Below are 11,636 nucleotides of genomic sequence, written 5' to 3'. Positions count from 1 at the left end.
GGAGGGAAGACGGCGAGTAGCGCAGGAACGAAGCGAACCATTCAACACCGTGAGCGGGAGCGACGCAGCGTTCGCCGTCTGGACCGACGATCGCGCGCAGGCGCGCCAGCGCCGAGCACGCGACGAGGGAAGACGGCGAGTAGCGCAGAAGCCAAGCGAACCAACCAACACCGCGAGCGGAAGCGACGAACCATGAGCACCGTGACCCGCACCCGGCCCAAGCGGCTCGCGCCCGGCAGCACGGTCGCGATCGTCGCGCCGGCCGGCCCGCCGCAGCCCGAGCTCGTCGACCGCGGAGTCGCGGTGCTGCGGGACTGGGGACTGCGCGTGCGCGTCGGTGCGCACGTCCTCGACCGGCATCCCGAGCTGCCCTACCTCGCCGGCCTCGACGCGCACCGCGCCGCCGACCTGCAGCGCGCGTGGTGCGACCCGGAGGTCGACGCGGTGGTGTGCGCCCGCGGCGGCTACGGCGCCATGCGGGTCCTCGACCTGCTCGACTGGGACACGATGGCCGAGTCGACGGCGCGGGCCGGGCCCAAGGTGTTCACCGGCTCCAGCGACATCACCGCTTTGCACGCCGCGATCGGCGAGCGCCTCGGTGTCGTGACGGTGTTCTCCCCCATCACGGCGGGCGAGTCGTTCGACCAGACCGCCCAGAAGTACCTGCGCACCACGCTGTTCGAGCCGGAGTCGATGCTCACGCTCACCGGGCCCGCGGTCGCCACGATGAACCACGGCACCGCGACCGGGATCGTCGTCGGCGGCAATCTCAGCCTGCTGTCGTCGTGCGTCGGCGCGGCGGACCGGGCGCCCGACGGCTCGATCGTGTTGCTGGAGGACGTGCACGAGGAGCCCTACCGGATCGACCGGATGCTCACCCAGCTGCTGCGGTCGGGCTGGTTCACCGGCGTGTCCGGCATCGCCCTCGGCTCGTGGACGGGCTGCGGCGAACCGTCCGATGTGTACGCCGTGTTCGCGGACCTGCTGGGCGGGCTGGGGATTCCGATGGTGTGGGAGCTCGGCTTCGGCCACGTCCCGGCACAACTCACCATCCCACTCGGCGTGACGGCGACCCTCGACGCGGACGCCGGCACACTCACCCTCGCCGAGCCCGCCCTGAGCTAGCCGCGCCGACCGTACGATCGCGACATGTCCGTCTTCCGCACGCCTCAGGTCATTCTCTTCAGCGAGGACCTCCCGCGGGCCGTCGCCTTCTACGCGCGGCTGGGCTTCACCGAGACATTCCGGGTGCCCACCGACGGCGAGCCGATTCACGTCGACCTCGCCCTCGACGGATACCAGATCGGCATCGCCTCGGCGGTCTCCACCCCGCGATGACCATGGCCTGGATCCCATGACCGAGGGCCAGCGTGCGGCGGTCGTCCTCTGGACCGACGACACCGCATCGGCGTACGGCGACCTGGTCGCGAGTGGTGCCACTCCCCTGGCGTCCCCGCACGTCTGGCTCGATCGTCTGCTGATCGCGTGGATCGCCGATCCCGACGGCAACCCGATCCAACTCGTCCAGTCGCTGTGAGGATCCTTGGCTCAGGCGACGGGATCGCGCGGGCGGTGGTTCGCCACCGCCTCCCGGAGCGCCGCGCCGGCGTCCGTGACGAGCGGATCGCCGTGGCCGAAGCACGCCGTCTCGACGTCCAGCTCCGCCAGCCGGCGGAACGCGGCCAGCTGCCGGTCCTCGTCCTGGTTGAACACGCCCAGTATCACCTCGCCCGCCGGGCTCCTGGCGATCGTGTCGCCGGTGAACAGGATCCGGTGCCGGCAGGTACACGGCGACGCTGCCGGGCGTGTGTCCCGGGACGGCCAGCACCCGCGCCCCACCACCGAAGTCCTGCTCCTCCCCACCGGTCAGCGCAACGTCCACTGTGGTCGGTGGGGTCGGCGGGAGACCCAGCGCGCCGATCTGATCCCACAGCGCCGCGTCGAACTCCGTGAGCACCGGCTCGGGGCGTCGTGCCTTTCCGGTGACGAACGCGGCGTCGGCCTCGTGCACAATGGACCGGGGCGCCGTGCCACGCGCGGACCTCCGCCGCGGCGCCGGCATGATCCTCGTGCCCGTGCGTGATCACGATCCACTCGACCGCGGCTCGGTGATCTCCATGCCCCCCGCTAGCGGTCCGCCGATTCGCCCCTCGGTTCGCTGTCAGCGCATACGATCGCGGGATGGACGTCCTGCGCCGCCGCAGCCTGCTCACCGCCGGACTCGTCACGGGCGCGGCCCTCAGCGGCTGTACCGCCGAGGCGCGGCCGGGGACCCGGTCCGCCGCGTTCGACCCGGACGACTGGGACTCCGTGCGCGCGCAGTTCCCGCTCGACCCGGACCTCGTCCACCTCGCGGCGTTCGTGCTCGCGGCGCACCCGAAGCCGGTCGGTGACGCGATCGACCGGCACCGCGCCGGGCTCGATCGGGACACCGCGCACTACGTCCAGGAACAGCACCAGGCCGAGGACGAGGTCCGCCGCGCCGCCGCCGGCTACCTCAACACGGAGCCGGCGAACATCGCGCTCACCGACAGCACCACGATGGGGCTCGGCCTGCTCTACTCCGGCCTGAAGCTGCGCCCCGGCCAGGAGATCCTGACCACCGAGCACGACTTCTACGCCACCACCGAGGCCCTGCGCCTGACGAGCGAGCGCACCGGTGCCACCGTCCGCCGCATCCGGCTCTACGACGAGCCGTCCGCCGCGAGCGAGGCCGAGATCGTCGCCCGGCTCCGCGCCGCGATCGGGCCGCGTACCCGCGTGGTCGCGGTGACCTGGGTGCACTCCGGCACGGGCGTGCGGCTGCCGATCCCGGCCATCGGCGAGGCCGTCGCCGAGGCCAACGCCGGCCGCCCGCCCGCCGACCGCGCGCTGCTGTGCGTCGACGGCGTGCACGGGTTCGGCGCGGTCGACACCGACATCGGCGACCTGCGCTGCGACTTCCTCGCCACCGGTACGCACAAGTGGCTGTTCGGGCCGCGCGGCACCGGGCTGCTGTGGGGCCGGGAGTGGGACGCGCTCGCCGCGCTCATCCCGACCTTCTCCGGCGACGCGGGCGGGCCCGGTGCCGCGTTCACCCCCGGCGGGTACCACTCCTTCGAGCACCGCTGGGCGGCCCGCGAGGCGTTCGAGTTCCACGGCCGGATCGGCCGCGACCGGATCGCCGCCCGCACCGCCGAGCAGGCCGGCCAGCTCAAGGAGGGCCTCGCCGGGATCGACGGCGTCCGGCTCGTCACACCCGCCACACCGAGCCTGTCCGCCGGGATCGTCTGCTGTGAGCTGTCCACGATGGACGCCTTCGCGGCGACCGCGGCGCTGCGCCAGGAGCACCGGATCGCCGCGAGCGTCACGCCCTACGCGCAGCAGTACCTGCGGCTCGGGCCGAGCATCGTGACCACCCCGGAGCAGATCGACCGGACGATCGAGGCGGTCCGCACGCTCGCCTAGACCGCCCACCGTCCACTTCGGTCACTACGCGTGCGCCGGCTCGGGCAGCGGCGCGCCGGTCTCCAGCAACGTCTTCATGCTCGCGATCAGGTGCGGCCAGCCGCCGCTCTGCTCGAGCCGGCCGCTGACGGCCTTGTACATCTCGGTTTCGCCGGCGAAGCCGTCGTGCGTCACGGTCAGCCTGACCACCGGCCCGGCCTCCTCGATGTCGAACGCGATCTGCGTCTGCGGCTCCTCCCGCAGCTCCGCGAGCCGCTCCGGCGACCAGCCGAACAGCTCCGCGTGTTCGGGCTGGTACTTGTGCCAGCTGTACGCGAGCCGGCGGTGGGGGTCGGACTCGAGGACGACCTGGCCCTGGTCCGTGGCCTGCTCGTCCGGCCCGTGCCGCAGCAGGACCGGCGAGCCGACCCGCCAGTCCGACACGAGCTCGAGGCCGCTCCAGTACCGGCGGGTGAACTCCGGCTCGGTCAGGGCGCGCCAGAGCCGCTCGGGCGTGGTGTCGATGAACGTGGTGTAGACGAACGTGGGATCGCCCATGGGTTCTGCCTCCAATGCGGTCTTCAGGTCGGCCAGCGCGTGCACGCGATCCCGGTCGTAGCGGTGGATCCAGCGTTGTGCGATGGCGTTGATCGGCTCCGCGTTGAGGTAGTGCAGCTTCTCCCGGCCGCGCCACACGACGGACACGAGGTTGGCGCCCTCGAGCACCGCGAGGTGCTTGCTCACCGACTGCCGGGCCAGGTCCAGCCCCGCGCACAGCTCGCGCAGGCTCTGCCCGTTGCGGTCGTTGAGCCGGTCCAGGAGGCGCCGCCGGCTCGGATCGGCCAGCGCCCGGAACACGTCATCCATCAGCCACCTCAACATGCAGCCATTTGACTGCATGACTATAGGCAGCCAATTGGCTGCACGTCAACGGTGGCGGCGAGAAGGTGGCAGCGACGACGGCAGCTGGAATGGGAAGGTGGACCGGTGAGCGAGCCGACCCCGCGCCAGCGGATCCTGGCCGAGTGCGCTCGGCTCGGCCGGCCGGAGGTGGTCGCCCGTTGCGTGCGCCTCCTCGAGGGCGGCGACGTGGCGGACGCGTTCGTGCGCGTGCTCGCTGGCCGCACCGCGTCGTGGTGGCTCGCCCGCCGTGAGGACGAGGAGCTGCGCTACTGGGCGCGGGTGTGGAGCGCCCGCGGGTTGCTGTGGGCGTGGGAGGCCAGCGCACTCCCGGCGTTGCGCATGGCTCTGCACGACCCGGCGTGGCGGGTGCGCGAGATGGCCGCGAAGGTCGTCGCCCACAACGTTCTCGGCGACGCGTTCGACGACGTGGCCCGGCTGCGGACGACCCGGTGCGCCGGGTCCGGGCCGCGGCGACCCGAGCGATCACGACCCTCACGGCGAAGGGCGCGTGAGCACCGCGGGGCACGGCGACGAGCCCGTGCGGCGTGCTCGCGTCGCCGTCAGATGAACGTGCGGTGCGACCAGCGCAGCGGGTCCGGGCGGACCAGCGACACCGCGGCCAGCACGGAGGCCGCGACCGCCAGGAACACCCAGCCCCACACGTAGAGCAGCTGCTCGCCGTCCGCCGAGTACGGCGCCACCATGAACACCGAGATCGCCACGAACACCGCCAGCTGGCGCGGCTTCCACGGCAGTCCGGCCGCCAGCACCAGGCCCCACGACAGGTACCAGGGCAGCAGCGTCGGCGACAGCACCGACACCGCGAGCAACCCGAACGCCGCCAGGCGCACCGCGCCCGGCCCGCCGTCCCGGGCGCGCCACCACATCCGGATGAGGAGCACCAGCAGCACGGTCTGGCCGATGAGGCGGGTGACCGTGATGACCCAGTCGGCCGGCACCTGGATCGCGATGCCGAGGACGCTGTGCAGGATCTCCCCCGACGCGGTCGACATCGACAGCCAGTTCACCAGCTTCGCGGACGCGTTGATCTCGCGGATCCAGCCGTAGTCCACCCCGGCGAGCAGCGAGACCGACCCCAGCACGACCACGAACGTCGCCACCGCGCACGTGCACGCCCGCGCGAAGTTCCGCCACCGCGTCGAGTTCAGGTGCCCGGCCCACACCCACACCAGGAACGGCAGCGCCACCAGCGCGCTGGCCTTCACCCCCACCGCGAGGGTCGCCAGCGCGAAGCCCGCCACATGCCGCCCGTCCAGCATCAGCAACGTGCCCGCAGCCAGACACCCGATCAGCAGTAGGTCGTTGTGCGGGCCACCGACCAGGTGCACCACCGTCAGCGGGCCCGCCAGCATCCCCCACGCCGCCACCGGCAGCCGCCCGCCGAGGTGGCGCACCAACCCGGGCAGTGCCCACAGCAGGAGCCCGAACCCGGCCACGAGCACCAGCCGCATCAGCAGCGCGCCGCCCAGGATGTTCGGGCCCGTCAGCCACACGGTTCCCTTGGCCAGCAAGATGAAGAAGGGTCCGTACGGCGCGGGCTGGTCGAGCCAGAACGGGTGCACGTTCTCGATGAGCTCCGGTGAGCTCAGCACGGTCGGGTCGGCCCGGTACACGTCGAAACCCGCCAGTGCCGTGGCGCCCTGCGCGAGGTAGGAGTACACGTCCCGGGTGAACATCGCGGGCGCGAGCAGCATCGGCGCGATCCAGCACACGGCCGCCCAGACGACCGGCCGGGTGCCGACGCGGCCGGCGAGGACCAGCCTGCCCAGGCGCACCCATGCCCACACCAGCAGCACGACGCCCGCGTAGACGACGACCGTGGAGAGCATCTTCCCGTGCCCGAAGCGCAGCCACGAGATCGGACCGTCCGACATGAACGGGTCGTTCACCGCGCCGGCGGCCGCTCCGAGCCCGCCGAGCAGCATCATGACCGAGCCGACCGTGCCGAGCGCGATCGTGCGTCTCGGGGTGGTCGATCGTTCGGGGGTCGCCGGGGTGTCGCCGGTGGCGCGCTCGATGTCGGCTCCCCCGGGTGCGGCTTCGATTTCCGTGCTCAACGTGCGATTCCAACCGGTGTGAGTGGTTCGTCGTAGGGCTTGAAGACTTTCAATGGATCCGGCCGCAGCAGCGAGACGCCGGCCAGCACCGACACGCCGACCGCGAGCCCGATGAACAGCCAGTCGTAGAGGGCGTCGTCGCCGGCCGGGGTGTAGGTCAGCACCAGGAACACGGCGATCGACACCTGCACGGCGAGCTGGCGGCGCCTCCACGGCAGCGCGGCGGCGAGTACGAAGCCCCAGGTCAGGTACCACGGCAGCGTGGCGGGCGAGAGGATCGCGACGGCCAGCAGCGCGATCGCGGCGCGCTTGACCGCGTCCGGGCCGCCGTCGCGTGCGCGCCACCACTGCTTGACCAGGATGACGACCAGCAGGACGCCGCCGGCGATCCGCAGTGCGTTGACGAAGTACACCTTCGGCAGGTCGATCGCCAGGCCGACGACCTGGTGGACCAACTCACCGGTCCCGGTGGGCAGCGACAGCCAGTTGACGATCGCGGTCGGCGCGTCCAACGCGGCGATCCAGCCCAGGTCCACTCCGGACACGAACGTCGCCACGGCGAACGTGACGACGAAGATTCCGACCGAGCTCGCACAGGCCCGCGTGAAGTTGCGCCATCTCGTGGAGTCGAGGTGCCCGGCCCACACCCAGACGAGGAACGGCAGGGCGATCGCGGCGGTGGCCTTGACCGCGACCGCGAGCGTCACCAGCACGATGCCAAGCACGTGCCGCCGGTCGAGCATCAGCGCGGTGCCGGCGGCGAGGAAGCCGACCATCAGCAGGTCGTTGTGCGGACCGCCGATGAGGTGCACGACGGTCATCGGTCCGGCGATCGCGAGCCACATCGCCACCGGCAGCCGGCCGCCGAGCTGGCGCACCAGCATCGGCATCGCCCACAGCAGCAGGACGACGCCGATCACCAGGCCCAGCCGCATCAGCAGCACGCCGGCGATCATGTTCGTCCCCGTGACCGAGACGACGCCCTTGGCCAGCAGAATGAACAGCGGGCCGTACGGCGCCGGGGTGCTCTGCCAGAACGAGTCGACGTTGTCCACCACCGGCTCGACGTCGAGGTTGCCCGGGCCGACCGCGAACGGGTCGAACCCGTGCAGCGGCAGCGTGCCGTAGGCGATGTAGAGGTAGGCGTCCCGGCTGAACACCGGTGGCGAGAACAGCATCGGCACGATCCAGCACCCCGCCGCGACGAGCACCGGCCGCGTGCCGACCCGGCCGGCGAGCACGTGCCGGCCCAGCCGCATCCAAGCCCAGACCACCAGGAGGAATCCGAAGTAGAGGATGATCGTGGCGAGCATCCGCCCGTGTCCGTACCGGACCCACGACATCGCGCCCCGCCCGATCAGCGGGTCCTGCGCCAAGATCGCCCCCGCACCGAGCGCGCTGACCAGGATCAGCACGCTGCCGATCGTGCCGAGCGCGATCGTGCGCACCGGCAACGGGTGCGTGCGCACACCGGGCTCCGCGTCGGTCGCGTCGACGATGGTCACAGGAGGCGCCCCGGGGGTGGCATCGGTGGTGGTGAACATGGCGGTTCGAGATTACACAGGGGCACTGGTCTGTTTGCCGCAACCGGCGCTTTTGGCGCACGAGGCGTGCCGGACGTGGCACCGCGGGTAGCGATCAAGCCTCGGTCGGTTGAGTCGTCGGGAGGGCGGCCAGCAGCGATCGGGTGTACTCGTGCTTCGGGTCGCGGAGCACGTCGTCCACCGGTCCCACCTCGACCAGCTCGCCGCGGTACATCACGGCAACCCGATCCGCGACGTTCCACGCCAGGCCGAGATCGTGCGTGATCACCAGCCCGGCGAGGTCCAGATTCGCCCGCAGGCGCAGCAGCAGCGCCAGGATCTCGCCGCGCACCGAGGCGTCCAGCGACGCCACCGGCTCGTCGGCGACCAGCAGCGCCGGCTCCAGCGCCAGCGCGCCCGCGATCACCACCCGCTGCCGCTGCCCGCCGGAGAGCTGGTGCGGCAGCAGCGGCATGAACTCCTCGGGCGGGCGCAGCTCCGCCGCTTCCAGCGCGGCGGCCACCTTCTCCCGCTCGCTGCCCGCGACCCGGTGGATGCGCAGGCCCTCCGCGACCGACTCGTACACCGAGTGCCGCGGGTTCAGCGCGCTCGTCGGGTCCTGCAGCACGAGCTGCACCTGCCGCCGGTAGGCCTTCAGCCCACGTGTCGACGTGGGAGCCGCCGCGCCGTCGTAGATCACCCGCCCGCCGGTCGGCTGCTGCAGGCCGAGGATCGTGCGCGCCAACGTCGTCTTGCCCGAACCGGACTGGCCCACCAGCGCCACGATCTCGCCGCGCCGCACGTCGAGATTCACGCCCGCGACCGCGTGCGTGAACTCCCGGCCGCGGCCGGTGAACGTCACCCGCAGATCCTCGGTGCGCAGCAACGGTTCCCCGGACGCCTCCCCCGCCACCGGCGGCTCCGGCAGGCCCAACGGGCTGCTCGTCGCCGGGGCGTAGCGGTAGTCCGGATCGCCGACGGTCGGGAACGCGGCGGCGAGCGCCTTGGTGTGCGGGTGCTCCGGCTCGGCGATGATCGACGCCGCGACGCCCTCCTCCACGATCCGGCCCTCGTACATCACCGCGAGCCGCTGGCAGGTCGACGCGAGCACGGCCAGGTCGTGGCTGATCATGATCAGCCCGATGTCCTGCCGCGCCACCAGGCCGGTCATCAGGTCGAGCACCTGTGCCTGGACGATCACGTCGAGCGCGGTGGTCGGCTCGTCCGCGATGATCAGCCGCGGCTCGCACGCCAGCGCCATCGCGATCATCACCCGCTGCTTCTGCCCGCCGGACAGCTCGTGCGGGTAGGCATCGCCCTTCGTGGCCGGCAGCTCGACCTGGGCGAGCAGCTCGGCCACCCGCGTGCGCAGCTCGGCCGCCGGCGGCGGCGGCTCGCTGTGCAGCAGGATCGGCTCGGCGATCTGGTCGCGCACCCGGCGCACCGGGTTCAGCGCGTGCATCGCCCCCTGGAACACGATCGCCGCGGACGTCCAGCGCACCGCGCGCAGCCGGCCCCACCGCATCGCGCGGACGTCCTCGCCGTCGAGCAGGATCGCCCCGGTGATCTCGGCCGTGGCCGGCAGCAGCCGCAGCACCGACATCGCGAGCGTCGACTTGCCGCAGCCGGACTCCCCCGCGAGGCCCAGCGTCTCGCCGGCACCCAGGGTCAGGTCGACCTCGCGCACCGCCTCGACCTCGCGCGACCCGCCGCGGTAGCGCACGGACAGGTCCTTGAGCTCCAGCAGCGTCGTGTCGTCGGGCATCCGCTCAGCCCTCCCGCAGCCGTGGGTTCAGCACGCCCTCCAGCGCCCGCCCGCACATGGTGAAGGCCAGCACCACGATGCCGATCGCGATGCCCGGCGGCAGCAGGTACCACCAGGCGCCCGCGATGACCGCGCTGTCCAGCCACGCCGAGCGAAGCATGGACCCCCACGACGGCCGCATCGGGTCGGGGTCGCCGAGGCCGAGGAACGACAGCGTCGACTCCGCCACGATCGCGCTGCCCACCGCGAGCGTGGTGTTGACGAACACCAGCGGCAGCACCGCCGGCAGCACGTGCTTGGTGATCACGTGCAGGTGGCCGCCGCCGAGCGCCCTGGACCGCTCGATGTACGGCCGCGCCTCGATGGTCAGCGTCTGCGCACGCACCAGCCGGGCCGCCGACGGCCACGACGTCAGCCCGATCGCCAGGATGATCGTGCCCATCCCCCGCTCCAGCACCGTGGACAGCGCGATCGCCAGCACGAGGGCCGGGAGCACGAGGAAGAAGTCGGTGACACGCATCAGCGTGGCCGACACCCACCGGCCGTAGTGCGCGGCGAGGATCCCGATGATCGTGCCGATCGCGATCGACAGCAGCGTCGCCACGAAGCCGACGGTCAGCGAGACGCGGGCGCCCCACAGGGTCAGCAGCAGCACCGAGCGGCCCGGCCGGTCGGTGCCCAGCCAGAACTCCGAGCTCGGCGGCTCCAGCCGGCCGCCGGTCGCCTCCGTGACGTCCAGGCCCTCCCGGTCGGTCAGCACCGGCGCGAGGATCGCGAGCAGCACGATCAACACGAGCAGGCCGAGGCCGGCCAGCCCGGTGCGCTGCTTGGCGAACTCGCGCCACCCGGCGGCGAACGCGGCACCGCGGCGCCGCCACGCGAGCGTGCGGGCGCTCGGCGTGGCCGGCGCGGTCGTGGCCGGCTCGGTCGGCGCGGTCATGACGCACGCACCCGTGGGTCGAGGACGCGGTACAGGACATCCGCGAGCACGTTCATGGCGATCACCGCGCCCGCCAGCACGATGAACGTGCCCTGCAGCAGCGGCAGGTCGCGCCTGCTCAACGCGTCGTAGGTGAGCAAACCCAGCCCGGGCCAGGAGAACACGGTCTCCACCGTGACTGCGCCGGCGATCACGAACCCGAGGTGCAGGAACACGAGCGTGACCGTCGGCAGCAGCGCGTTGGGCACCGCGTGCCGGCGGCGGACCAGGTCGTCGCGCAGGCCCTTGGCGCGGGCCGTGGTGAGGTAGTCCGCTCCCATCTCCTCCAGCAGCGAGGAGCGCATGACGAGCTGGTACTGCGCGTAGATCACCGCGACCAGGGTGATCGTGGGCAGCACCATGTGGTGGGCGATGTCGACCGCCTGCGACAGGAAGTCCGGCGGCGTGTCGGAGTCGACGATCCCGGCGGTCGGGAACAGCCCGCTGGTCGCGCCGAGCAGCAGCATGCCGAGCCAGAACGTCGGCGTGGACCACAGCGCCAGCGCGACACCGGTGGAGACGCGGTCGAACCGGCTGCCCCGCTGCCACGCCGACCGGGTGCCCAGCCACAGCCCGAGCGCCACGGCGATCAGCGTGGCGACGCCGACGAGCAGCAGCGTCGGCCCGAGCCGCTCGCCGATCTTCTGGGTGACCGGCACCCGGAACACGTACGACTCGCCGAGATCGCCGTGCAGCAGGTTCCAGACGTAGGTCCCGAACTGCTGGTACAGCGGATCGTCGAGGCCGAGCTGCCGCTTGAGGTCCGCCATCGCCTCCGGGGTGGCGGGCCGCCCGCGGAACATCGTCTGCACGACGTCCCCGGGCAGCACCCGGAACAGCAGGAACCCCAGCACGATCACCAGTGCGAGGCTGATCAGGCCGCCACCGATCTTGGTAAGCACGTAGCGGATGGCTCCGCCACCACGGGTGGGTGGCGGAGCCTCCGCGAGTGCCTCCACTAG

General features: G+C 72.1%; 13 protein-coding genes. 5 read left to right on the top strand and 8 right to left on the bottom strand.

Features of this window, described 5'->3' with window-relative positions; all coding sequences use genetic code 11:
- Positions 1–192 precede the first annotated feature (192 nt).
- The 3 genes from ACRDTB_RS13745 to ACRDTB_RS13735 are packed head-to-tail and all read left to right on the top strand — an operon-like array spanning position 193 to position 1,537.
- On the top strand, positions 193–1,125 hold the full coding sequence (locus ACRDTB_RS13745) for a S66 peptidase family protein (protein WP_431430578.1): 933 nt from the start codon (positions 193–195) through the stop codon (positions 1,123–1,125).
- 24 nt (positions 1,126–1,149) lie between these two features.
- Positions 1,150–1,338 carry a VOC family protein gene (locus ACRDTB_RS13740; RefSeq protein ID WP_431430577.1) on the top strand — a complete coding sequence of 63 codons (189 nt, stop codon included), beginning with the start codon at positions 1,150–1,152 and terminating at the stop codon, positions 1,336–1,338.
- A 16-nt stretch (positions 1,339–1,354) separates the two neighbouring features.
- Positions 1,355–1,537: a VOC family protein gene (locus tag ACRDTB_RS13735; protein WP_431430576.1), complete on the top strand. Its 183-nt coding sequence runs from the start codon at positions 1,355–1,357 to the stop codon at positions 1,535–1,537.
- Between the two features lie 11 nt (positions 1,538–1,548).
- On the opposite strand, the gene ACRDTB_RS13730 is transcribed toward ACRDTB_RS13735, so the two are convergent.
- Positions 1,549–1,839: an MBL fold metallo-hydrolase gene (locus tag ACRDTB_RS13730; protein WP_431430581.1), complete on the bottom strand. Its 291-nt coding sequence runs from the start codon at positions 1,837–1,839 to the stop codon at positions 1,549–1,551.
- Entirely contained in the window at positions 1,722–2,087 is a 366-nt protein-coding gene (locus ACRDTB_RS13725) for an MBL fold metallo-hydrolase (protein ID WP_431430575.1), read from the bottom strand. Before ACRDTB_RS13725 ends, ACRDTB_RS13730 begins: the two co-directional genes overlap by 118 nt.
- A 94-nt stretch (positions 2,088–2,181) precedes the next feature.
- Here ACRDTB_RS13725 and ACRDTB_RS13720 point away from each other — a divergent pair, with 94 nt between their 5' ends.
- Positions 2,182–3,447 (top strand): aminotransferase class V-fold PLP-dependent enzyme, encoded by a 1,266-nt coding sequence (locus ACRDTB_RS13720; protein ID WP_431430574.1) that lies wholly within the window; start codon positions 2,182–2,184, stop codon positions 3,445–3,447.
- Between the two features lie 24 nt (positions 3,448–3,471).
- Here the strand turns inward: ACRDTB_RS13720 and ACRDTB_RS13715 are convergent, their stop codons facing one another.
- A complete protein-coding gene (locus ACRDTB_RS13715; RefSeq protein WP_431430573.1) occupies positions 3,472–4,293 on the bottom strand; it encodes an ArsR/SmtB family transcription factor in 822 nt (273 codons plus the stop codon).
- A gap of 120 nt (positions 4,294–4,413) precedes the next feature.
- Between ACRDTB_RS13715 and ACRDTB_RS13710 the strand changes: the two genes are divergently transcribed.
- Positions 4,414–4,995 carry a hypothetical protein gene (locus ACRDTB_RS13710; RefSeq protein ID WP_431430572.1) on the top strand — a complete coding sequence of 194 codons (582 nt, stop codon included), beginning with the start codon at positions 4,414–4,416 and terminating at the stop codon, positions 4,993–4,995.
- Here the strand turns inward: ACRDTB_RS13710 and mptB (ACRDTB_RS13705) are convergent.
- From mptB (ACRDTB_RS13705) to ACRDTB_RS13685, 5 genes are all read right to left on the bottom strand, one after another.
- Entirely contained in the window at positions 4,890–6,407 is a 1,518-nt protein-coding gene (gene mptB, locus ACRDTB_RS13705; RefSeq protein WP_431430571.1) for a polyprenol phosphomannose-dependent alpha 1,6 mannosyltransferase MptB, read from the bottom strand. The two genes, ACRDTB_RS13710 and mptB (ACRDTB_RS13705), sit on opposite strands and share 106 nt — an antisense overlap.
- Complete coding sequence (gene mptB / locus ACRDTB_RS13700; RefSeq protein ID WP_431430570.1) at positions 6,404–7,912, bottom strand: polyprenol phosphomannose-dependent alpha 1,6 mannosyltransferase MptB; 1,509 nt, start codon at positions 7,910–7,912, stop codon at positions 6,404–6,406. The genes mptB (ACRDTB_RS13705) and mptB (ACRDTB_RS13700) overlap by 4 nt, the downstream gene beginning before the upstream one ends.
- Positions 7,913–8,045: 133 nt before the next feature.
- The gene (locus tag ACRDTB_RS13695) at positions 8,046–9,695 is read right to left on the bottom strand and encodes a dipeptide ABC transporter ATP-binding protein (RefSeq protein ID WP_431430569.1); all 1,650 of its coding nucleotides are present in this window, start codon (positions 9,693–9,695) and stop codon (positions 8,046–8,048) included.
- A 4-nt stretch (positions 9,696–9,699) separates the two neighbouring features.
- Positions 9,700–10,635, bottom strand: a complete 936-nt coding sequence (locus ACRDTB_RS13690; protein WP_431430568.1) for an ABC transporter permease — start codon at positions 10,633–10,635, stop codon at positions 9,700–9,702.
- Entirely contained in the window at positions 10,632–11,633 is a 1,002-nt protein-coding gene (locus ACRDTB_RS13685; protein ID WP_431430567.1) for an ABC transporter permease, read from the bottom strand. Before ACRDTB_RS13685 ends, ACRDTB_RS13690 begins: the two co-directional genes overlap by 4 nt.
- Positions 11,634–11,636: the final 3 nt, after the last annotated feature.

This window comes from Actinophytocola sp. (assembly GCF_050699935.1).
GTDB lineage: Bacteria > Actinomycetota > Actinomycetes > Mycobacteriales > Pseudonocardiaceae > Actinophytocola.
Note: the sequence above shows the minus strand (reverse complement) of the source record. Positions and strands in the feature narration are given on the sequence as shown.

What these genes read in the sequence shown, in the direction of transcription:
- ACRDTB_RS13690 (WP_431430568.1), bottom strand. Translation starts at nt 10,635, where the DNA reads ATGACCGCGCCGACCGAGCCGGCCACGACCGCGCCGGCCACGCCGAGC.
- ACRDTB_RS13720 (WP_431430574.1), top strand. Translation starts at nt 2,182, where the DNA reads ATGGACGTCCTGCGCCGCCGCAGCCTGCTCACCGCCGGACTCGTCACG.
- ACRDTB_RS13735 (WP_431430576.1), top strand. Translation starts at nt 1,355, where the DNA reads ATGACCGAGGGCCAGCGTGCGGCGGTCGTCCTCTGGACCGACGACACC.
- ACRDTB_RS13740 (WP_431430577.1), top strand. Translation starts at nt 1,150, where the DNA reads ATGTCCGTCTTCCGCACGCCTCAGGTCATTCTCTTCAGCGAGGACCTC.
- ACRDTB_RS13715 (WP_431430573.1), bottom strand. Translation starts at nt 4,293, where the DNA reads ATGGATGACGTGTTCCGGGCGCTGGCCGATCCGAGCCGGCGGCGCCTC.
- ACRDTB_RS13695 (WP_431430569.1), bottom strand. Translation starts at nt 9,695, where the DNA reads ATGCCCGACGACACGACGCTGCTGGAGCTCAAGGACCTGTCCGTGCGC.
- ACRDTB_RS13745 (WP_431430578.1), top strand. Translation starts at nt 193, where the DNA reads ATGAGCACCGTGACCCGCACCCGGCCCAAGCGGCTCGCGCCCGGCAGC.